Source organism: Ignavibacteriales bacterium (genome assembly GCA_016700155.1).
In the GTDB taxonomy this organism is placed as follows: domain Bacteria; phylum Bacteroidota; class Ignavibacteria; order Ignavibacteriales; family Ignavibacteriaceae.
Map to the genome: position 1 here is coordinate 624,991 of CP065001.1, position 23,644 is coordinate 648,634.

The following is a 23,644-nucleotide window of genomic DNA, read 5'->3' on the forward strand; positions in this document are numbered from 1 at the left end:
AATGTCCTCACAAAATATTCCTCAGATTCCGCTCGCCGAAAGAATAAGACCCAAAACCCTTGAAGGATTCTTCGGACAAAAAGAACTGCTTGGCAAAGGAAAACCACTTAGATTAATGATTGAGAATGATACGTTAAGTTCATTCATTCTTTGGGGACCTCCGGGTACCGGCAAAACAACAATCGCAAAAATTATTGCCGAACATACCAACTCAGATTTTCACCAGATAAATGCTGTATCCTCGGGAGTAAAAGATATTCGTGCGATTATTGAAGTCGCAAAACAGAATGCACAATATTTCAAGCGGACAATTTTATTTATAGATGAGATCCATCGTTTCAATAAATCACAACAGGATGCACTGCTTCATTCAGTAGAATCAGGATTGATTATACTTATCGGAGCTACAACTGAAAATCCTTCGTTCGAGGTTATACCGGCTTTGAGATCACGCACAAGAATATTTTTACTTGAAGAATTATCCAAACATGATTTGATTAAGATTTTGGAATCCGCAATTGCGAATGATGAATATTTATCATCACTTAATATTTCGGATATCGATAAAGACTTTCTGCTTTACCTCTCCGGTGGTGATGCAAGAACTTTGCTGAATGTGTTTGAAGCAGCAGTTGTACAGGAATCGGGTAGTGAAGACATAAAAATCACTAAAGAAGTTTTGGAAAATGTTGTTCAGAAGAAAAATATCATTTATGATAAAGCCGGCGAAGAACACTACAATGTAATATCTGCATTTATAAAGAGTGTTAGAGGAAGTGACCCTGATGCCGCATTATACTGGCTCGCAAGAATGATAGAAGGGGGAGAAGATCCTTTATTCATCGCACGAAGATTAATTGTACTTGCGTCAGAAGATATTGGTAACGCATCACCAAATGGATTAGTGCTAGCCGAAGCAGCGTTCAGTGCTGTTGACAAAATCGGAATGCCTGAAGCGAGGATCATCCTTGCGCAGTGTACAACATACCTGGCATCACAACCAAAGAGCAATGCTTCTTATATGGGTATTGAAAGTGCACTTGGTGAAGTTAGAGAACAACCTCTTTACAATGTTCCGCTTCATTTAAGAAATGCACCCACCAAGCTGATGAAGGATATTGGTTACGGGAAAAATTATAAATATGCTCATCATTATGATAATCACTTTATTGGTGCTCAGTATCTTCCCGATGAGATTAAACACAAACAGTTTTATCTTCCAACTGAAAACGGGCAGGAGAAAAAATTAAAAGAGTGGCTGAAATTTTTGTGGAAGAACAAAAAGAATTACGACTAAATCAGTATAAAAGTTTTACCGGGCAGTTGTTTTACAATTCCTTTAAACTCAAGTGAAAGAAGATGAACAAGACAATCAGATGTTGTAAGATTGGAGAGTGATGCAATTTTATCAATCTGCATCGGTTCCATTGAAAGTGAAGCGACAATTTTTTCCTCAAACATATTGAGTGTCTCCTGCGGTTTGGGAATATTTTTCCCGAGTACAGGTTTAAGTTTCAATTCAAGTTCAACAAGTACATCTTCTGCCGACGTAATTAATTTTGCTTCACCTTTTTGAATTAAAGCGTTTGTCCCTTCTGATTGCCTAACACCAACATATCCTGGTAACGCAAAAACTTCACGGTTCTGATCAAGTGCAAATGAAGCTGTTTGCATCGCACCTCCTGTTATTCCGGTTTCGATCACTATACAACCCAATGACATTCCTGAAATTATCCTGTTCCGTTTTGGAAAATTAGGTGCATCAGGTTTTGCACCGAGTGAAAATTCAGAAATGATTAATCCGGTTTCAGAAATTTCATCAAATAATTTTTTATTCTCGGGTGGATAAATCACATCAAGCCCTGAACCGATCACAGCAATTGTTCTTCCATTTTTTTTAATGCAGGATTTATGTGCGATTGAATCTATACCGCGTGCAAGTCCGCTGATGATAGTAATATTATTTTCACAAAGTTCACCGGCAATTTTTTCAGTTTGAACTCTTCCATAGTTGGTCGGCATTCTTGTCCCGACTATCGCTAAGGAATAATTATCCTGTTCAGAAAAATTTCCTTTAACGTATAACAGTAAGGGCGGATCGTATATCTTTTTTAATAATGAGGGGAATTCTTTATCCCAAACGGTAATTATTCTGCCGCCGATTTTTTCAAGAGTGTTTAATTCAGTCTCAACAAACCGTTCAGTTTCTTCACGTCGTGATTTCACACGGACAATTCTCTTCCCAAGATTTGTACTGATGCCCTCAACTTTTACGAGAGAATTATAATCTGCGGATAAAATTTTTTCTGTGGATTTAAATTGAGCAAGCAGCGAACGGATTTTTCCGGGACCGATACCTTCAACAGATAATAACAACTGAAGATTTACAAGCTGATCAAAAGATAGTTTGCTCAAATTATAAGAAGTGAAGTTTGGGTTTTGACTAATTAATGAATATCTATGTTATCAACGTGTGCAACAATTATTGTGTGCACTGGAGCTTTTCTATGTCCTAATATTTTAACAACCGCTGAACCTTCCTGCACAACAAGAACTGTATCGCCGATTCCGCTGTCTATTAAGTCCAGGGCGATTATATCATTCTCGCCGATAAAATTTCCGGATAGATCAATAATTCTTACTAATAAAAGTTTATGCCCTTTAAGGTGTTCATTCTTTTGAGTTGATACAACACTTCCTTTAACCTTAGCCAGAAGCAATTACTTTGTTTCCTGTTGTTGCTCGTTTTTTTTCTTAAATAAAATTGATGCAGGAAAGATCAATACATAACCAATGAATAATAGAATGGGGCTTATTACAAGTGATGATGCACTATCCCAGGGACCAATACTGAGGAAATAAAAACCGAGAATGAGTGAAACTATTCCGACGATTAAAAGGCTGTAATTAGATTTTGTCCAGTATATACTAAAAGGAGAAACCGAAGATTTTTTTATTCCGTGAGCAGTTTTTTTTCTTACCGTCTTTGCCATAAAGTCTCCAAATTATAAAATGAAGCCCAGTGATAGGGATACCACTGGGCCCGACCCATTTGCATCAAAGGGCAGGGGAGAACCCTTTGAAAGAGTCTGATTAAATATATGCCTGTCGCTTTACTTTGTCAAGCGGATATTTATTTGAGTAGTGTCCAAATTTCACAATTAGTCATCCCGAACTTGTTTCGGGATCAATTAAACTAAAGAGATTCTGAAATAAATTCAGAATGACAATTTCTATTTTGAATATATAAGTGAAATTAGGACACCATGTTTACTTACTTATCTGGTAAACGATTTTCCTTATAGTGTCGAACTGGAGATAAGGATATTCCTCTCTCAGTGCATCAATAGCATCTCCAGCGCTTACTTTACTGGCACGGAGCTGTTTGAATTTTTTCCTGATTTTATAATCACGGACTGACTTCTCATCAATCAAGCCCTGAGAATTGAGGAGATCATAAATATCATCGCTGATGAGATCAGACAAAGGATTTTCGATTTTTGCTTGCAGAGTCTTCATCGCTTCGTTCCTTTCTTTGTTAATGAATGCATTAGCTAACGAATAAGTATCAACTGCTATAACAAGGTCCTTTCCCAATAAGTTTCAATATTAAAAACAAAAAACCGATCAGAGTATATCCCGAATCGGCGTACATTTACTACTCTGTTAATTTAAAAACGTTCTTATTATTTTAGACGAACGAAAATTAAAATAGTAGCAAATCAGTAATAAATTTTTTCCTTGAATTTTTCTTGGGTCAAATATTTGGAAATAATTAGTTAAAGTCAAGAAGAAAGTTGAACACTTATATCGCAAAAGGAAAATCGTTATTGGAATTGCATTGTCATATCTTCACCCAAAATATTAACTTAACAACTAAAATTTAAGACCAAATAAAAGACTTTCATCAAATTGAAAAATGGCTGTAGTTAAAATTGTATGAGCAGATGGAATTTAGCTCAGGATTATGAGCGAAACTGGTGGGAAAAAAGAAGTGAGACTATTGACTTTGATTTTTATAAAAGTTTTGCCACGGAACTGGTTCAATACACCAATGCTCATTTTTCAATTAAAGATGACTCCAAAATTCTTGAATGCGGCAGCGGTGCAGGTGGAATACTGACTTATTTAACCAGCAGCGGTCAACGCTATGCTTTTGATCCTTTAGAAAATTTTTATTCAAGCATCCGAAGTTTTAGAACACAGAGAGACAGTCAGGTAAAATATATAACAGCAAGGGGGGAAGAAATTCCATTTCCAGACAAAACCTTTGATTTGATTATTATGGACAATGTCTTGGATCATTGTGAAAGTCCTGTTAAAGTTATTTCAGAAATAAAAAGAGTTCTTGGTGATAACGGAATAGTATATTTCAAGCAGAACACTTACCATTTATGGGGAAAACTAATCAGAAAAGTGATGGAGTTTTTTTTAATTGATAAAGGACACCCTCACACTTTCACAAAGAAAAATCTGGATAGCTTATTTAAACGGTATGATCTTTCAACAATAAAAAATTCACGATCCGGATATTATAAAACCTGGAAAAGAGAGTTTACCTCAAAAAGAACAATAGATAAAATAAAAGCGATTCTTTTAGTCAACAGAGATAAAGTTACATATTTACTGAAAATTTAATCTGTTTAATCCCATTTATTTGTACCCTATATAAGTTAGTCAATTGAGGAATACAATCAGAGAAATTAATTTGTTATTAAATTCGAAATATTGTCATCGTGAACTTTTTTTACTGACTATTGATAAATAGGTAAAAGATAAAAAATTAAATTTCATGACTAGCTCAACATTATTCTGATAAAAAAAATTTTGCTACTAAGTAAGATAAAAACAATATTGAGAGGAGAAAGGCTATCAGTTTTTCAAAACTTCTTATCATTAACTTTCTTACAGGCAGCATCTTATCTTTTACCTCTGGTTACATTGCCTTATTTGGTTCGCGTTCTTGGACCAGAAAAATTTGGACTAATAGCATTTGCCCAATCGATTATTAGATATTTTTTGATATTTACTGATTTTGGATTTAACCTTTCTGCAACTCGTCAAATATCAATATCCAGGGATGATTCAAAAAAGATTTCTGAAATATTTTCTTCTGTCATTATTATCAAATTTTTTATTGCGATAATTTCAATTATAATTTTGATTTTCGCTGTGACTATCCTAGAAAAGCTAAATTCTGATAAGTTAGTTTACTTATTCACTTCACTTTCAATAATCGGTTCTGCTTTTTTCCCTCAATGGTTTTTCCAGGGTATTGAGAAAATGAAAGAAGTGGCTATAATCAATATAATAGCTAAAATATTATTTGCAGTTTCTATTTTCATATTTATAAAATATCAGGATGATTATCTTTTGTTTTGCATATTAAATTCAGTTAGTATAGTTATTCCAGGAATCATTGCATTTATCATTGCTTTTAGATTTCGTCAACTTAATTTTCATTTCCCGGGCCGAAATGAACTCCTATTACACTTTAAAGAGGGGTTTTATATTTTTGTTTCAAATGTTTCAATGAATCTTTATACAACTAGCAATAGTGTATTACTTGGATTTCTAACGAATAATATAATTGTTGGTTACTATGTTGCTGCTGAAAAAATATTCACCGCTTTTCAACAACTTGGAATGCCGCTTTTTCAAGCATTATTCCCTTATTTCTCAAAACTTTTCATAGTGAATAGAGATGAAACGATTCGACTTTTTAACAAGATTTTTAGAATAACTATTTTAATCACATTTTTTATTTCTTTAGGACTAACATTTTTTTCGCCTTGGATAGTTAACACATTTCTTGGTCAAAATTATAGTCAAAGTATATTGATTTTAACAATACTTTCATGGATTCTTCTTGTTAGTTGGGGAAATTACATATTGGGGATACAGGGATTAATTAATTTTGGATACAAAAAAATATTTACAATGATAGTCCTTTATTGTGGATTAACCCATATCATTATACTATACATTTGTATTAAGTATTTCGGATTTCTTGCAGTACCAATTGTCTGGCTTTTTACCGAATCGTTAATTTTTCTGATTGAATATAGGTTTTTGAAAAAATTAAAGATAATAAAATAATTAGATAATGATATCAAAAATAATTAGAATGCTCAAAATCTTATTCTTCAAAAAAAAATGGAGAATTAAAAATAAACATAACAGTACATATCCGATAAATCTTTTCCCTTTGAATAGAGTTGAGGTTGGATATCTCAGTTATGGGCCATTGGAAGTATATTCTTGGGGGGCAGAAAATGAAAATCTTAGAATTGGAAATCTAGTCTCAATAGCTAAAGGTGTTAAATTTCTTCTGGGCGGAAATCATGAACATAATTTAATATCAACATTCCCATTCAAAGTCAGGGTGATGGACCAAAAGAGTGAAGCTTATAGTAAAGGCCCTATCAGAATCATGGATGATGTTTGGATAGGGATGGATGTAATTATATTGTCTGGCCTGACCATTCATCAAGGAGCAGTAATTGCCGCTGGTAGTGTGGTAATTAGTGACGTGCCTGCTTATGCAATTGTTGGCGGAAATCCAGCGAAGATTTTAAAATACAGATTCGATTTTCCCATCATTGAAAAATTACTGTTGCTAGATTTTTCAAGAATAAGTAAAAAATTTATAGAATTGAATATTGATAAACTTTATAGCAACCCAAGCGATTTGAACATTTTAGATTTTATTTCCCAGGAGTTGAAAAAGGGGTAAGCGTTAATTTATTTTCCAATTATGGAATTAATTATTGTTCCTAAATAATTAAAATAGTCTCAGCTAATGAATTATGTACACTTTTAGATTGTAAGACTCATCGAATAGAAGATTGTAAATCCAACTTTTAATAAAATGATATTCTAACAAGAACTGTTTAACCTAAAATGATAAGTCGTCAAGCAAAATTTTTGTTGATAATTTTTGTCGGAATCGGTTCAATTGTGATTTTGACAAAATCATCCACTCGAATAAATAATTTTATTTTTTCTAAAGTGTTGGAAGTTTATAAAATTAAATATCCCGCGACACCAATTAGGGATACGCAAGAGACAAACAGTTGGCATGACCCAAGAAATCTTTTCCCAATTATTGCATATAATTTTCCGCAAAAGACCAACGACTTAGTGGCCTCACTCCAAATTTTAGAAAAAGGAGGAATAAATATTGTAATCAATACGACCATGGGTTATATGCCTGAACCTTTTGAGGTACAAAAAGCTATCAGCAAACTGAAAAATAGTAACCTTCAATTAATAGTCATTTTAGAAAATGAATGCAAAGATGAATATGTGTTTAAGAATTCAAATAACACTACGAATGTTGATATTAAGAAATATTTAGAGCGGTTTAATGATGAGTATATTTATGGTTGGTACATTTGGGATGAACCTGGAGAAAATAGAAAAAATTGCGGTTTTTTAGATTTTGTACCAAATGATGATAATGAAGATGTAAATATACTTTCATCACAAATTTTAAAAGATACTACCTTCAGTAGAAAGTTAGCTTTCGTAAACTTGTTCCCAACTTATTGGGAAGGCACACCAAATTTGTATGACTATGAAAAATATCTGGAATTGTTCATAGCTTCTCAAAAGTATAAACCACGTTTACTCTGTTTTGATCATTATCCATTTAGAAAAGAAGAATTTGGTGGATTTAGAAGTGATTACTTCGCAAACTTGGAAATAATAAGCAAAAAAGCAAAAACGAGAAATATTCCATTCTGGACAATTATTCTATCGAGTGGACATGGCGAATACAAAAATCCAACTTTTGAAGAAATTAGATTCCAGGTTTTTTCTGCTTTAGCATATGGGGCGAAAGGTATTGGTTATTATTTGTATTCTCGGGCTTTAGAAGAGTACGGGTATACTTCATGGATTCTAGAAAAAAATGTTGATAATATATATACCGCAGATACTTCGTACGGTAGAAACTATTTACCTGTGAAAAAACTTAATGAACAGGTTCAAACTCTTGGGAAAATCTTAAATAATCTTGAATCAGAGAAAGTGATACACACATCTTTATATCCAAGTAATCAAATTGGAATATCAAAGTCTATATTGAATAATCTTCCTGAAAATGCACCAATCAAGAGTATAATAAAGAATAATGATTTAGATTCCGACCCTAAAATCTTAATAGGAGTTTTTTATGAGAAGCAGTCCCCACCAAACGATAAAAAATACTTAATGGTTGTAAATAAAGATGTCAGAAATCAGTCAAGTATAACTATAAAATTTGATCGGCAGTATTCAGTTTATGAGTTCGATAAAAATGCTGGAGGAAAGATTTTAAAGGCTCAAAACCATCTGATAAAGATTCTAATGTTGCCAGGCGAAGGAGTTCTACTATCTTTGGAAAACTATTTATCTCTAAAATGACTTTATTACAAATATTTCAATGATAAACTATTTATACATTACAGCATAATTATACTTTATCTTTACTAAGAAAATATATCGTGAAGATTTAATTGAGTACTGTTCAATTAAATATATTGCAATCACATCTCAAAAAATATTACTTTTAATCATTAGATCTTAAACTTTAGGTAAAAAATGTCTGATTCGAAAGAAACGAAATCTTCAAATTTAATTGAACTACTGACTGTTTTAGTGGCACACAGGAGAATGATTATTATTAATGTGGTAGTAATCACAATTGTCGCTGCAGTTGTAAGTTTATTATTACCAAATAGTTACACAGCAAAAGTGTCGTTTATTTCCCCCAAAAAAAAGGGTGGTTTATTTGGAGATATAGCTAGTTTTTCAAATACAATAAAAGATATCTCGAAAACATTAGGAGGTAGATTAGGAAATGTCACAGACGAAGCATACAATTATTTAGTACTCCTCCAAAGTAGATCAGCTTCAATTAGGGTGATAAATAAATTCGAACTTAGAAAAGTTTATGAAATTGATGAAAGAAACCCAATTGAAAATGTATTGAATGAATTAAGCGACCATGTTGATTTCAATATTGAGGATGAGGGAAACATCATAATATCTGTAAAAGATAAAAAACCAGACCGAGCAGCAGAAATTGCAAATTTCTATGTTCAAGTTTTGAATGAGCTCAGCACTGAACTTAGTATCTCGGAAGCAAAGAATAACAGAGTTTTTATTGAGAAAAGATTTTTGGAAGTACAGAACGAGATAAGAAAACTTGAAGATAGTATTCAAATTTTTAGTGAGAGAAATCATGTATTTGAAATAGAGGAACAAATAAAGTCAGCAATTTCAGTTGCTTCCGAACTTAGAGCTAAAATTGAATCAACAAAAATTGAAAGAGACCTACTTAAATTAAAATATGCTGTGGATAATCCAATTATTTTACAAGCTGATCTCGAAATTACAGAAATGGAAAAACGATTAAGATCTCTGAATTTTGGTGATGAAAACAGTTTCAGATCATCAATAAATTTTTTTATACCATTTAAAAAAGTACCTGAAACAGCAATTAAATATCTTCGGTTAAAAAGAAATTTTGAAATACAAACAATGTTATTGGAATTTATCTACCCTATTTATGAACAAGCTAAAATAGAGGAGCAAAAAGACATTCCAGTTATCTTGGTTGTGGATGAAGCGATCGCCCCCCAGAAAAAGTCTGGGCCTAAGCGATCACTGATAGTAATTTCTGCATTAATCATCTCCTTTTTGATTTCCAGTTTGATCGCTTTAATAAATAATTCTTATAAAAGGTTAAAATCCAATGAAATAAGTTATAGAAAGTTAAAAGATGGAATAATTGATCCTTTAAAAATTAACTTTACAAAAAGATCAAAATAAAATTGTTTTTAAAAGAACTTTATAAAATTCGATTTTTGATTCTTGTTGAGATAGCGTTATTAATTTCAATAATTTTTATAGGCTATTATCCTGCATTGATTATTGTTTCAGGATTTTTCCTGATTGTTTTTTTTATTTATTCGTACTGCAATATTATAACTTTGGTTCAAACTCTTCTTTTTGCGATACTTATCGATTCACTTGTGGTCATTGGCACTACAACTTCAGGTCCATCTGTACTGGTGGTGGAGTTCTTTTTATTTATAGTGATAGTAATAACAATTTTCAGATATTTATCAAAAATCAACCATGCTACTAGATTCTATAATTTAGTTCTGTTATGGATTCCATTCTTAGTTTGGAGCTTGATAATAGGATTGATCATTGCCGTCGATAAATTTAGAGTTATTTCCTACTGGAAAAATTATTTTGCTGGATTTTTTATTTTCAGTTTAACTTATTATTCTATCAAAGAAAGTAAGAATGTAAGAACTCTTATACTGACAATCATAACTTGGGGATTTTTATTATCAATCCTAGAATTCAAAGTACTTTTTGAATTAGGCGGCTTTGCAAAAGGCATTGTAGGTCTATTTCTAAAAAAAAATCTGTTGTCAGTTGGATGGGGAAAATCAAATTATATTGCTGCTTTTTTTGTAGTGATTATCCCGATAAGTATTGGATATCTATATTACTCCAATTCTAGGAAACTAAAATATTTTATTATTCTCTCACTCATTTCAATGTCGTTTGCTTTTATACTCACTTTATCACGAGGTGGAATAATAGCACTGGTTTTTGCATTAGTAATATTATTTTCTAGGGTATTGAGTACTAGAACCCTAATCCCGTTTCTGTCAATGATTATATTAATTACAACTTTACTATTATTAAACCCATTGACGTATGTATTATTTGATAGCATTGCAACCCTTGATACGAGTAGTTCATTATATTCTCGAATTAATTATTATGAGGATGTTTGGCATGCATTTTTAAAGTATCCAATAACAGGGGTTGGGTTCGGTAATCTGAGTTATTATGCAACCTTTATATTACCCCCCGATACTTCTCCTGCGGCTCACAATATAATACTTGGGGCACTAGGAGAAGTTGGAATAGTAGGATTCATCATGTATTCAGCAATAATTGGTTTTCTTATGAGGGAGTTATATTCGCATTATAAAATTGAACAAGACAATAAGTTGAAAATTTTTAAATGGTGTTTTTTATCTGCTATTATTGGAGCTTTAGTGCACACTTTAGTTGAACCAACCTTAGATGGACTCCAATTCTCAATAATGTTCTGGTCAATATCTGCAATTTATTTGAAACTTGATGTAATTAATAAGCAATCGGTTGAAGAATAATTATTTTATAATCAATTATTGAACACCGACATCATTATGTTTAATTCATACAACACAAAATACAAACTCAATATTTGTAAAATTCATAAAATCAAAATTATATTCACCGGAATTAAATACTGTGTTAATCTCCATCATAATAATTAACTATAATCTTGCTAAAGAAATTGAAGATTGTCTTAAATCACTATATAATACATTCAGTCAAGTTGATGAACTGGAATTTGAAATTATTATAATAGATAACAACTCTCCGGATAAGAAATTACCAGTTGTTCAAAAGAAATTTAATAAGTCAAATATTTCATTTTATTATCAGGATGAAAACTTAGGATTTGGAAAAGCATGTAATTTTGGTGCAAGTAAAGCGAAAGGTAATATATTCTGTTTCCTTAACCCGGATACAATTATTTCAGAAAATATTTTTAGCCTTTTCACGAGGCTGCTGATTGAAGATAATTCAGTTGGAATAGTTGGTCCTAAACAACTGACGCGAAAACCGTTTTTTGATTTTTCAGCGGGATTTTATCCAAATCCTTTTTTTGAATTTTTTCACGTTTTAGGGATTGGTGTTTTTTTGGAAGGACTGATAACTCATTTTTATAGTAAGCTTAGTAAGAAAAATTTTCTGAAAGTTGGGTGGATTTTGGGAGCTGCAATTTTTATAAGACGTGAAGTATTTACAAAAGTGAGTGGCTTTGATAAAGATTATTTTATGTTTTCCGAGGAAGTTGATTTATGCAAAAGAGTATCAAATGCCGGTTTCAAAATAATATATGCCCCTAAACATAGAATACATCATATCGGGAGTGTATCAGGCAAAAAAAATTATATGCTTTATACGATTAGAACATACAGTAGTAAGAATATTTTTATCAGTAAACACAGCCGCGGGATTAGCAAACTTATAATGAAGCTATTTCTTAGAATTGAACTCATAGTACAAATCATAATTTGGACATTCCTAATTCCATTTGGTTTTAATAAATCTGTTCAAAAAATTAAAGCCTTTTTATTTCTGATACAGAATAATCTTAAATACAATCCTGCAATTAATGTAACGACATTAAAAGCCGGGGTTTAAATGCGAATTGCTATTGATGCTCGCATCCTTGAAAGAAAAATGACCGGGGTTGGAAGATATATTTCAGGTTTATTAAACCATATCCAAGAATATGATTCCACAAATCAGTACATATTAATATCTCAAGTCCAGCTCAAAAATCTTCCAGATGGTTTTGAAAGCGTTGTAACCGGAAATCAAAAATTTATCCCTGAAAAATTATATTCTCCTGTCTGGACAAATTTTGTACTACCAAAGGTGCTCAAAAATAATGAGATAGATATATTCTTCTCATCAAATCAGCTTGTGCCCATAAGGAAAGTTAAGGGTGTTAAATATATATCAGCTATTTATGATGTGTTTCATCGTGTAGATAAATCATTTCATTCAAGAACGTTCAGAACTTACATCGATATTTTCCTTCGGTTAACAATCAGTAAAAGTGATCATACTATTACTATCTCCGAAAATTCTAAAAAAGATATTCAACGTTATTTCAGTGTTTCACACTCAAAGATCAGTGTTATTTATCCGGCTGCAGATGAACAATTCCACCCACAATTAATCAGTGAGATTGAAAGAGAGCATATTCAGGAAAAATATTCTCTAGCTGAAAAATATATCTTGTACGTTGGTGTAATTGAGAAGAGAAAAAACATATATACAATACTTAAAGTCGCTGATGAATTTTTTATTAGTGATCCGGAAATAAAGTTTGTAATGATTGGGAGACCTGGATATGGTTCAACTCCAATTCTTAATGAAGTCAAAAAGCGAAGAAATATTATTTATCTGAACCATATTTTAGATAACGATCTGGTCTTCATATATAATCTTGCATCAGTCTTTATTTTCCCATCCTTTTATGAAGGCTTCGGACTGCCGCCTGTTGAAGCTATGCAGACTGGGATTCCTGTAGTTGCAAGTAATACTTCATCACTTAAAGAGATTCTTGAAGGCAGCGCAATTCTGATTGACCCTTTGGATGATAAAACTTTCTATAAGGAAATCAAAAGATTACTGAATGATCCAAAATACAGCGAAGAATGGCGCAACAAAGGTCTTGTTGGCTCCAGAAAATTTAATTTTGCCCATAGTGCCAAAGAGTTGGTAAAACTTTTCAATTCTATCCAATCTATTTAGAATAGTTATTTCCATTGCGTAAATTTGCAGCACGAATTTTTTGAAACGGATAAATTTACAATTTCAGAGAAGACACTACTTTCTTAAAATCTTATAAAATGAATATTACCCTGGTCACTATTTTTACATTAAGTTTTTTTCTCCTTCTTCATTCTTATTTACTTTACCCTGTAACTATTTTTTTATTAAACTTCATTACCACAAAAAAAATAAAGAGTTCAACTTCCAATGATCTGAAAGTATCAATCCTGATTTCAGTATTTAACGAAGAAAAGGTAATTGAAAAAACCGTACGTATGTTGTTTTCAAACGGATATCCTGATGACAGACTGGAAATAATAATAGGGTCAGATAAATCTGAAGATGGTACAAATGAAATACTCGATAAATTATCAAATGATTTTAAAAATCTTACAGTAAAAAATTTTGATATCCGCAGAGGTAAAGCCCAGGTTCTTAATGATCTTTACAAAATAGCTGATGGTGATATTCTTGTGTTCTGTGATGCTAATACCATTTATGAATATGGGGCGATTACTAAAATGGTATCTTATTACACTTCCGAAAAAATAGGCGGCGTCAGCGGTAAATTAAGACTACTTGATTTTGAAAAGTCAAAAGAGTCCGGAAGTCAGGAAACACGTTATTGGGATTTTGAAACGTGGCTAAAAGAAAAAGAAGGTAGTCTTGGAATTCTTATCGGCGCCAACGGGGGAATTTATTCAATGAGGAAAAATATGTTTGTAGAAATCCCTATCGACCATCCCGTTAGTGATGATTTATACCTGTCGCTAAAAGTGCTTGAGCAGAAAAAGGATTTTCTGTTTATTAAAGATGCGATTGGCGAAGAGTTAACTGCGCCTTCAATCGAGGCCGAATTTTACAGGAAGATAAGAACCACATCAAATAACTTATACACAATAAAAGCAGTAAAAAAACTTCTCAATCCCTTTTATGGACTTAGTTCTTACGGGTTCTGGTCACACAAGGTTGTAAGGTGGTTTTCACCAATTCTGATGTTATTCTTATTGTTGACAAATATACTGTTATATAATGTGAGTAATTTTTTTGAAATATTTTTATACTTTCAATTAACTGGTTACGGACTTGCATTGATTGGATTTATATTGACAAAATTGAAAATGAATATGCAGCCATTTTTATTGTTCTACTATTTTGTAATGACAAATATTGCAATGTTAATTGGTATTGTTAAATACCTGCAAGGTCAGCAAACAAATCTTTGGCATTCAACCCCGCGGTGAAATGAATAAAACCTCCGAAAAAATATTAATCATCATCATTGATTTCCTTACCATCAACCTTTCATTTATTCTCTATTTTTATTTCAGAGTTGAGTCAGGGTTATTTGATTTAATTATTCTGCCGGAATTTTTTCTTCCGCTGCTTGCAATTTATTTCTACTGGCTTATCATCTTCACTTTTGTTGGTATGTATAGAACCTGGTTTGCTGCATCCAGATTTGATGAACTATCCACATTGTTCAAAGCTTCGTTCGTTGGAATATTTATTTTGTTCTTCCTGATCTTTCTTGATGACTATTTACACAATGTTGACTCACCGCAGCGCATTTTAATTTTTATTTACTGGGCTATCTTCTTAATACTCGTTGGTTCGGGAAGATTATTTATAAGAAGTTTTCAACGTAATCTTCTCATTAAAGGTTTTGGAAGAAGGAACGCATTAATTGTCGGCTTCAATAAAAAAGCAAATGAAGTTCATAAGGAAATTCTGAAACATCCGGCGCTTGGTCTCGATATATCAGGATATATCGCGGTTAAGAATGAGAATGTAGGGAAGACATTCAACGATATAAAAGTTATTGCTAATGTTGATTCAATCCAGGATATAATAGATGAAAAAAATATTAAAGAAGTAATCATCGCACTTGAAAAAGATGATCACGATGTTCTTGTAGAAATAATTTCCAAGTGTGACGCTAAAAATGTCGGGATGAAAATCGTTCCAGACCTTTATGAAATACTTAGCGGTCAGGCGCGAACGAGCCAGATCTATGGTATGCCGCTCATCGACATTATGCCCCAGCTAATGCCTGAATGGGAAAAAAGATTAAAACGTGTTATGGATATTTTAGTCTCGTTCATTATTCTGATAGTTACTATGCCTGTGTGTCTCTTTACATCAATTGCGATAAAATTAGAGAGTCCCGGTCCGATTCTTTTTACCCAGGAAAGATGCGGATTGAACGGAAAAATTTTTAAGATATTTAAATTCCGTTCAATGAGGAAAGATGCCGAGAAAGGTACAGGACCAGTCTGGTCACAAAAAGGTGATCCGCGTATTACTAAAGTCGGTAAGTTTATTCGTAAAGTAAGGATTGATGAAATCCCTCAAATGTTTAATGTACTTAAAGGCGAGATGAGCATGGTTGGACCCAGACCGGAACGTCCTTTCTTTGTAGAAAAATTATCACAGGAAATTCCTTACTATAAAAGACGGCTTAAGGTTCGTCCCGGTATTACAGGATGGGCACAGGTTAAACACAAGTATGATGAATCAATCGAGGACGTCAAAATTAAATTGCGCTATGATCTTTTTTATATTGAGAACATGTCACTGCGAATGGATTTTAAAATCATCTTCAGGACGATCTTTGTTGTACTTTTTGGCAAGGGGCATTATGGCTGATCTTTTTCCTTTCTTATTAATCAGAATGATTTTTAATTTTACGATTGTTAAAAATCTTTCATTAAGTATAATGACAACGGGAAGGAAGTTCTGAAATGTCATCCGGAAAAATTCTGATAATAATTCCAACCTTTAACGAACTGCAAAACATAGGCAGATTAATTCCTGAAGTCCTGAGCAAGGATGAAAATATTAATATTCTTATTGTTGATGATAATTCACCCGACGGTACCGGAGATTATATAAATGAATTAAGCCGCTCAAATGATAGAATAAAACTCATACGCCGTCAAAGTAAAATGGGTCTTGGCACAGCTTATTTAACCGGGTTTAAGTATGCGATAGAAAATAAATATGATTTTATTTTTGAAATGGATGCCGACTTTTCACATGATCCAAAAGAGATACCTCACTTTCTTACTTCAACAAATAAATATGATCTAGTACTTGGCAGCAGGTATATAAAAGGTGTCAACGTAATTAACTGGCCGATGAACAGGTTATTGTTAAGTTATTTTGCAAATATGTACACGCGTGTCATAACCGGTTTACCAATTAAAGATGCTACGGGCGGATTCAAATGTTTTAAGCGTGAAGTACTTGAAGCTATTGACCTGGATAATGTAAAATCCAACGGATATGCTTTCCAGATCGAGATGTCATTCAAAGCATGGAAAAAAGGATTTAAAGTCGGTGAGATACCGATCATCTTTATGGACCGTGAAATGGGAACATCCAAGATGTCAAAAAAAATTGTTCGTGAAGCAATTACTATGGTATGGAAACTTCGTTTAAGAAGTATGCTTGGCATACTTTAGAAGGAAATACTTTTGGATATATCTGTCATCATAGTAAACTATAATGTAAAAGAATTTCTGCAAAACCTTCTCCAGTCAATCCGCAAAGCTGTAACCGGACTTTCCCACGAAATAATAATTGTTGATAATAACTCCGATGACGGAAGCGTTGAATTCATAAGTGAAAAATTTCCTGATGTTATACTTATAAAAAATTCAGAGAACCTCGGATTCAGTAAAGCAAATAATATCGGATTGAAGGCTGCGAAAGGAAAGTACCTGTTGCTGCTTAATCCTGATACGATTGTCCGTGAAGATACGTTGCAGGAAATGATACGCTTCTTTCAAAAAAATCCTGATGCTGGATTAGCTGGATGTAAAATATTAAATCCCGACGGTACACTTCAGCTTGCTTGCAGAAGAAGTTTTCCCGGTCCGTGGACATCGTTTTGCAAAGTGACAGGTTTAAGTTCTCTCTTCCCGAACAGTAAATTATTTGCACGTTATAATCTTACCTACCTAAATGAAAATGAAACTTATGAAGTTGATGCTATTTCAGGTTCATTCATGATGTTCCCGAGATCAGTGTATGAAAAGATAGGCGGACTTGATGAAAGATTTTTTATGTACGGTGAGGATCTCGATTTTTGTTATCGTGTACAACAATCTGGATTAAATGTGTTTTATGTCCACTCAACAGAGATAATTCACTATAAAGGCGAAAGTACTAAACGCAGCAGTCTTGATGAAACGAAAATATTTTATGAAGCTATGCACCTGTTTGTAAAAAAACATCTTTCAACTTCGCTGATTGTTGAAATGATTTTAAGAAGTGCAATTGCTCTGAGGTCGCTGTTTGCTTTTCTTGGAAGAAGAAAGCTTGCACTTATATCCATCCTTGTTGATCTGATTTTATACAGCACATGTTTATTTGTGTCGGCAACACTTTATGAAAAATACACAAGCTGGAGAGGGTTCCATCAATATCATCAGTTGATAATTTATTCCATACCTGCCCTGGTTCATGTTTTTATCTCATCGCTTATCGGTGTTTACAGGAAAGATTCTCTTTCTGTGCTGCGAAATATGGGCGCTGTGTTTGTAAGCTTTTTTATAATGTCTGCCATAACATTTTTCTTTAATGAATTTGCATACAGCAGGGCAGTTGTGATAATCACTTATGTACTGGCATTCATTGTACTTTCTTTCTGGCGTATAATTTTTAAGATATATTTCCTTAAAAACATAAGTGGAGAAAAGTTAAAAAATAAAAAAGCAGTAATAATCGGTATTGACCAAAATGCTGTTGAGATAGGCAACAAACTCTTATCAAGAAATTCCGATATTTATTCTGTTGCCGGCTTTGTAGGATTTACACATAAACAAATCGGACAGACACTGAATGATATCCCCGTTATAGGAAGCATCGAAAATCTTAATAAAGTAATCCGCGAAAATAAAATTGATGAAGTTATTTTTTCAACAAGTGAATTATCGTACAACCAGATGATGAACCTTGTCGCATCTTGCCAGAGCGAAAATGTTGAATTTAAAATCATAGGTGATAACCTCGATTTTATGGTTGGCAAAACCTCCGTATCTATTCTTGATGACGTTCCATTGTTCTCTATTCAATATAATATTTCAAACCCGACTTCAATTGTTGTTAAAAGATTGTTCGACGCACTCGTTTCAACGGTTGTTTTGTTTTTGGTATATCCTTTTATATATTTCATCAGCAAGCTAAGTAATAGTGAATCTGATTTTAGGAGATTCATATTAACAGTTCCTTCAGTATTCAGGGGTAAATACAGTTTTGTAGGTCCACAAGCTGGTTCACAAATCGGCAACCTTTACTTAGGCAAACAAGGGTTAACCGGTTTATGGTACACTGAAAATCTTAAGGGACAAGCTTCGGAGAAGATCGATATTTACTATGCAAAAAATCAAAGTGTGTGGCTGGATATAGAAATTCTCGGAAGAACTTTAAACAAGATGTGGAGTAAACATTAGTACTTATGGCAAAGACAATTTTAGAATTTGAAAAGCCCATTGTGGCACTTGAGGCTAAACTTGAAGAGATGCGAAAATTTTCAGACAACCTTGATATTGGAAAAGAGATACTTGAGATTGAGGGTAAAGTGAAACAATTAAAAGAAAGTCTTTATAAAGATCTTACACGCTGGCAGCGCGTTCAGCTTGCACGTCATCCCGATAGACCTTACACTCTTGATTACATTTATCACATCACTGATAATTTTGTTGAGCTTCATGGTGACCGTCACTACAAAGATGATAAAGCTATCGTTGGTGGATTCGCTTCTATCGATGATTACAAGGTGATGATAATCGGTCATCAAAAAGGAAGAGATACAAAATCAAACCTATACAGAAATTTCGGAATGCCGAATCCCGAAGGTTACCGAAAAGCTTTACGATTAATGAAACTTGCAGAAAAATTTAATAAGCCTGTTATAACAATGATTGATACTCCCGGCGCATTTCCCGGTCTTGAAGCTGAAGAACGTGGACAGGCAGAAGCAATTGCGAAAAATCTTTTTGAAATGAGCAGACTTCGTGTTCCGATTATTGTTGTAATAATTGGTGAAGGTGCAAGTGGCGGCGCACTCGGTATTGGTGTCGGTGACAGAATTCTAATGCTTGAAAATTGCTGGTACTCTGTAATAAGTCCTGAATCGTGTTCAAGTATTTTATGGAGAAGCTGGGATTATAAAGAACAGGCAGCCGAAGCACTTAAACTCACTGCGCCTGATCTGTTGGAACAGAAATTAATTGACAAAATAATTCCTGAACCACTTGGCGGTGCTCATAAAAATGCTGATGAAGCTGCTGCATTAGTTAAAGCTGCGATAATTGAAGAGCTTGCTCAATTAGTAAAAATTAAACCTGACAAGTTGATTGACAACCGTCTTGAAAAATTTGGCAGGATGGGTGCTTATATAGAATAGAATATTTCTGACTAATAATTTTAGGGGGTAACTTGAAACTGTTTATTTTCATTTCTGTTTTTGTTTTATGTAGTAATATATCTGCACAAACCCTTTCAGAACTTATCGTAGAAAATAACCGGCAGGATAATCTAATCTCACAAGCATACAACTTAACTGCTGATGACGAAACAAAAGTACTCGGGTACAGGAACCCTTACCTATCATTTTTCCTTTCATTTATGGTACCTGGTTTTGGTCAATTTTATAACAGGCAAATTGGAAAAGGTGCTGTATTTTTATTTGGTATAGCTTTTAGCACAATGATACTTGTGAATCTTGCAGATGAGTCGAGCCAGGAAGACATCGAAACTACAGCCCCGCTTATGATACTTGACTCCGGATTGCTGCTTGTACTTTACGTTTGGCAGTTGATAGATGCACCGGTCTCATCAAATAAAATCAATAAGGAAAATAAAAGCAGGATGGAAGTAACTCCTGTTGTCATCAACAAAAATTTTGGGGCTTCATTAAAATTTTATTTTTAGAAAAAACTAATCCAATATTATCTCTTCTCATTCCTTTATCATAAATTGATATTAAAAAAAAATATTATGTTGAAAAGCAGCACAACTGTCAGGATAAGATATTCTGAAACTGACCAAATGCATTTTGTCTATAACGGAAAATACTTTGAGTTCTTTGAAGTGGGTCGTGCGGAAATGATGCGCGACTTAAATCTGACTTACAAAGAAATTGAAGAAAGAGGCTATGGAATGCCGGTGATCGAGACATTCATCAAATTCAAAAATCCTGCTTTTTATGATGAGCTTTTGGAGATTGAATGTCGTGTTGAAAAACTTCCCGACTTAAGAGTTCATATTGATCACACAATTACATGTCCTGAAAGAAGCAAAGTAATTGTTGAAGGATATGTAGAATTGGTTTTTGTAGATGCGGCTACAAAAAAATTAAGTAAGCCACCTGAGTTTTTTGTTAATGCTATCAAGCCATTTTTTGAAAACACAAAATGAAAAATATTGATGAACTCATTTCACTTGCATTAAGTGAGGATATTGGCTCCGGTGATATCACTACGTTAGCCACTATTCCTCCGGATTCAAAATCAAAAGCAGAAATTCTTGTTAAGCAAAATGGCGTTATTGCAGGATTAGATGTTGCTTCCTCTATCATTAATAAGTTTGATTCTTCACTTCAGTACAAAAAAATTAAAGAGGATGGTGACAAAGTAAGTAAGGGAGAAATTGTCGGAACCTTAGAAGGTTCAACACGATCAATACTAACGATTGAAAGAACACTTCTGAATTTTATGCAAAGAATGAGTGGTATTGCTACGACTGTAAATCTTTTCACTGAAAAAATTTCGCATACTAAAGCAAAGATACTTGATACAAGAAAAACACTGCCTGGTTTTAGGATGCTTGATAAATATTCTGTCGAAAAAGGCGGAGGCGTTAATCATCGTACGGGATTATTCGATATGTTCTTAATTAAGGATAATCATATTGCTGCTGCTGGCTCTGTTTCAGATGCTGTAAAAAAATGTATTGAATACAGAAAAGAAAAAAAATCCGGTTACAAAATTGAGGTCGAAGTAAAAAACCTTGATGAATTAAATGAAGCACTCAAGTTTGAAGTCGATGTTATTATGCTCGACAACTTTTCTGTAACAGATATGAAAAAAGCAGTTAAGATCATAAACTCAAAATGTAAAGTTGAAGCGAGCGGAATGGTTAATATTGATACCGTAAAAGAAATTGCTGAAACAGGCGTGGATTATATTTCGGTTGGTGCGATTACTCACAGTGTTAAAGCATTGGATATTTCATTAGAAATTACTTCTTCATATTGATTAAGAATTTTAATGTTCGATAAGATAAAACAGCTTTCAAAAGATACAGCGATTTACGGCATCAGCACGATAGTCGGCAGGTTCCTTAATTTTCTTCTAGTACCGCTTTACACAAATATTTTCCCGCCGGGTGATTACGGTGTAGTTGCAAACATTTATATCTTCATCGCAATAATGAATGTTGTTATGCTCTTTGGTATGGATGCGGCTTATTTAAAATACGCTTCAGCTAAAACTATAGGTGATGAGAAAGATAATTTTTCTACTCCGTTCATTTCGGTATTTACAGCCTCATTATTTTTTTCGTTGTTGTTGATATTGTTTAATCGAGGTGTCTTTGCTGCCGTTGGTGTTCCTGAGGAATATGACAACTTCATCTATTATGTGAGTGCAATTTTATTTGTTGACGCAATTGCTTCCTTGCCTTTTGTTCAGTTAAGACTTAAACGAAAAGCAAAAAAGTTTGCGGCATTTAAAATTATTAACATAACAGTAAACGTAATTCTTAATCTTTATCTTATTCTTTATCTCAGGTGGAACATCGAGGCAATATTCATCAGCAACCTTGCCGCGTCTGTTGTTTCATTTGTTTTATTAATCCCTGATGTAATCAAATCACTTCGCATAAAAATTAATGTTGAGTTATTAAAAAAACTTTTGAAGTTCGGGATTCCGTATCTGCCTGCAGGATTAGCATCAATGATAATTCAGGGAATTGACAGACCAATTCTAACAAGTCTTACTGATCTTAATACAAATGGAATTTACCAGGCGAATCATAAACTCGGAATTTTTATGATGCTGTTCGTAAGCATGTTCCAGTATGCGTGGCAGCCCTTCTTTCTTCAGCAGGCAAGTGAAGAAAATGCAAAAAATATTTTTTCAAAAGTTCTCACTTACTTTGCTATAGCTGCCGCAACTATATGGATAGTCATTTCACTATTCATAAATGATATAGTGCAGTTCGAAGTCTTCCATAAAACGTTAATTGGAAGGGAGTATTGGTCTGGTTTGAATATTGTTCCTGTAATTTTATTGGGTTATTTATTTAATGGAATTTATGTAGTGCTTACCGCAGGCATATTTATAAAAGAAAAAAGTATTTACATCCCATTCATAACAGGACTCGGCGCATTAGTTAATGTTGTTGTTAACCTGTTATTAATTCCGGAAATCGGAATAATGGGTGCCGCAATTGCAATGCTTGCAAGTTATTTTGCAATGGCAGTTGCTATCTACGTAGTCACACAAAAATTTTATCATATAAAGTATGAATTGAACAGGCTTTCAAAATTATTTTTGCTGATGATTATTTCAGGAAGTCTTTATTATTATCTTTCATATAATCATCAACTGAATATTTTTCTTAAACTATTAATGCTCTCTGTTTTTGTTCTGTTACTGATATTTTTTATTATTGACAGAGAAGAATTGAAAGCAATCAAAAAAAGATTTATAAAAAATTAATGACCGAAAAAATTTTAATCAGGATAAAAAGGCTCGACGAAAAATTTAATGATATACCTCTCCCGCAATATTCAACAGAAGGCAGTTCAGGGATGGACATTCGTGCCGCAGTTGAAAATAATATCTCACTATCACCCGGTAAAGTTGTTTTAGTCCCAACCAATCTTTCAGTAGAAATTCCAAATGGTTATGAAATTCAGGTAAGACCAAGAAGCGGACTTGCCGCAAAACATGGAATTGGAATTTTAAATACTCCCGGAACTATTGATGCAGATTACAGAGGCGAAGTAAAAATTATAATGATGAATTTCAGTGAAGAAGAATTTATCATTAACCGCGGAGACAGGATTGCACAGCTTGTCATAGCAAAAGTTTACAAAGCAGAATTAGTCGAGTCAGAAGAGTTGATAGATACTCAAAGAGGTTCCGGTGGATTTGGTCACACCGGGAAAAGTTAGTTGTTCAGGTATTGATAATATTTAAAACGGATTTTG

At 33.2% G+C, this 23,644-nt stretch carries 23 protein-coding genes; 19 read left to right on the forward strand and 4 right to left on the reverse strand.

Going from position 1 to position 23,644, the window contains the following annotated elements; all coding sequences use genetic code 11:
* Position 1: 1 nt before the first annotated feature.
* The gene (locus tag IPM56_02545; GenBank protein QQS36852.1) at positions 2-1,297 is read left to right on the forward strand and encodes a replication-associated recombination protein A; all 1,296 of its coding nucleotides are present in this window, start codon (positions 2-4) and stop codon (positions 1,295-1,297) included.
* Here IPM56_02545 and dprA read toward each other — a convergent pair.
* From dprA to IPM56_02565, 4 genes are all read right to left on the reverse strand, one after another.
* Complete coding sequence (dprA, locus tag IPM56_02550) at positions 1,294-2,415, reverse strand: DNA-protecting protein DprA (protein QQS36853.1); 1,122 nt, start codon at positions 2,413-2,415, stop codon at positions 1,294-1,296. The genes IPM56_02545 and dprA overlap by 4 nt on opposite strands.
* A 32-nt stretch (positions 2,416-2,447) precedes the next feature.
* The gene (locus IPM56_02555; GenBank protein ID QQS36854.1) at positions 2,448-2,720 is read right to left on the reverse strand and encodes a EutN/CcmL family microcompartment protein; all 273 of its coding nucleotides are present in this window, start codon (positions 2,718-2,720) and stop codon (positions 2,448-2,450) included.
* A complete protein-coding gene (locus IPM56_02560) occupies positions 2,721-2,993 on the reverse strand; it encodes a hypothetical protein (GenBank protein ID QQS36855.1) in 273 nt (90 codons plus the stop codon).
* A 277-nt stretch (positions 2,994-3,270) separates the two neighbouring features.
* Entirely contained in the window at positions 3,271-3,519 is a 249-nt protein-coding gene (locus IPM56_02565; protein QQS38209.1) for a hypothetical protein, read from the reverse strand.
* A gap of 420 nt (positions 3,520-3,939) precedes the next feature.
* On the opposite strand from IPM56_02565, the gene IPM56_02570 reads away from it, so the two are divergent.
* The 18 genes from IPM56_02570 (at position 3,940) to dut (ending at position 23,608) form a co-directional block, all read left to right on the forward strand.
* Entirely contained in the window at positions 3,940-4,638 is a 699-nt protein-coding gene (locus tag IPM56_02570) for a class I SAM-dependent methyltransferase (protein QQS36856.1), read from the forward strand.
* Positions 4,639-4,827: 189 nt separating this feature from the next.
* On the forward strand, positions 4,828-6,099 hold the full coding sequence (locus IPM56_02575) for a flippase (protein QQS36857.1): 1,272 nt from the start codon (positions 4,828-4,830) through the stop codon (positions 6,097-6,099).
* Positions 6,100-6,106: 7 nt separating this feature from the next.
* Complete coding sequence (locus IPM56_02580; GenBank protein QQS36858.1) at positions 6,107-6,736, forward strand: CatB-related O-acetyltransferase; 630 nt, start codon at positions 6,107-6,109, stop codon at positions 6,734-6,736.
* A 167-nt stretch (positions 6,737-6,903) separates the two neighbouring features.
* The gene (locus IPM56_02585; protein ID QQS36859.1) at positions 6,904-8,409 is read left to right on the forward strand and encodes a hypothetical protein; all 1,506 of its coding nucleotides are present in this window, start codon (positions 6,904-6,906) and stop codon (positions 8,407-8,409) included.
* A gap of 177 nt (positions 8,410-8,586) precedes the next feature.
* Positions 8,587-9,819 carry a hypothetical protein gene (locus IPM56_02590; protein ID QQS36860.1) on the forward strand — a complete coding sequence of 411 codons (1,233 nt, stop codon included), beginning with the start codon at positions 8,587-8,589 and terminating at the stop codon, positions 9,817-9,819.
* 2 nt (positions 9,820-9,821) lie between these two features.
* Complete coding sequence (locus IPM56_02595) at positions 9,822-11,189, forward strand: O-antigen ligase family protein (GenBank protein QQS36861.1); 1,368 nt, start codon at positions 9,822-9,824, stop codon at positions 11,187-11,189.
* 121 nt (positions 11,190-11,310) lie between these two features.
* The gene (locus IPM56_02600) at positions 11,311-12,273 is read left to right on the forward strand and encodes a glycosyltransferase family 2 protein (protein ID QQS36862.1); all 963 of its coding nucleotides are present in this window, start codon (positions 11,311-11,313) and stop codon (positions 12,271-12,273) included.
* Positions 12,274-13,395 (forward strand): glycosyltransferase family 4 protein, encoded by a 1,122-nt coding sequence (locus IPM56_02605; GenBank protein ID QQS36863.1) that lies wholly within the window; start codon positions 12,274-12,276, stop codon positions 13,393-13,395.
* A gap of 98 nt (positions 13,396-13,493) precedes the next feature.
* Complete coding sequence (locus IPM56_02610) at positions 13,494-14,660, forward strand: glycosyltransferase (GenBank protein QQS36864.1); 1,167 nt, start codon at positions 13,494-13,496, stop codon at positions 14,658-14,660.
* A 1-nt stretch (position 14,661) separates the two neighbouring features.
* Positions 14,662-16,065: an undecaprenyl-phosphate glucose phosphotransferase gene (locus IPM56_02615; protein ID QQS36865.1), complete on the forward strand. Its 1,404-nt coding sequence runs from the start codon at positions 14,662-14,664 to the stop codon at positions 16,063-16,065.
* A gap of 95 nt (positions 16,066-16,160) precedes the next feature.
* Complete coding sequence (locus IPM56_02620) at positions 16,161-16,883, forward strand: polyprenol monophosphomannose synthase (GenBank protein ID QQS36866.1); 723 nt, start codon at positions 16,161-16,163, stop codon at positions 16,881-16,883.
* 6 nt (positions 16,884-16,889) lie between these two features.
* Positions 16,890-18,875, forward strand: a complete 1,986-nt coding sequence (locus IPM56_02625) for a glycosyltransferase (protein QQS38210.1) — start codon at positions 16,890-16,892, stop codon at positions 18,873-18,875.
* Between the two features lie 5 nt (positions 18,876-18,880).
* Positions 18,881-19,831, forward strand: a complete 951-nt coding sequence (locus IPM56_02630) for an acetyl-CoA carboxylase carboxyltransferase subunit alpha (protein ID QQS36867.1) — start codon at positions 18,881-18,883, stop codon at positions 19,829-19,831.
* A 32-nt stretch (positions 19,832-19,863) separates the two neighbouring features.
* Complete coding sequence (locus IPM56_02635) at positions 19,864-20,358, forward strand: hypothetical protein (protein QQS36868.1); 495 nt, start codon at positions 19,864-19,866, stop codon at positions 20,356-20,358.
* A gap of 66 nt (positions 20,359-20,424) precedes the next feature.
* Complete coding sequence (locus tag IPM56_02640; protein QQS36869.1) at positions 20,425-20,844, forward strand: acyl-CoA thioesterase; 420 nt, start codon at positions 20,425-20,427, stop codon at positions 20,842-20,844.
* Positions 20,841-21,683, forward strand: coding sequence for a carboxylating nicotinate-nucleotide diphosphorylase (gene nadC / locus IPM56_02645; GenBank protein ID QQS36870.1), 843 nt, complete (start codon positions 20,841-20,843; stop codon positions 21,681-21,683). The genes IPM56_02640 and nadC overlap by 4 nt, the downstream gene beginning before the upstream one ends.
* Before the next feature lie 12 nt (positions 21,684-21,695).
* Positions 21,696-23,150 carry an oligosaccharide flippase family protein gene (locus tag IPM56_02650; GenBank protein ID QQS36871.1) on the forward strand — a complete coding sequence of 485 codons (1,455 nt, stop codon included), beginning with the start codon at positions 21,696-21,698 and terminating at the stop codon, positions 23,148-23,150.
* Positions 23,150-23,608: a dUTP diphosphatase gene (gene dut, locus IPM56_02655; GenBank protein QQS36872.1), complete on the forward strand. Its 459-nt coding sequence runs from the start codon at positions 23,150-23,152 to the stop codon at positions 23,606-23,608. Before IPM56_02650 ends, dut begins: the two co-directional genes overlap by 1 nt.
* The last annotated feature ends 36 nt before the right edge of the window (positions 23,609-23,644 follow it).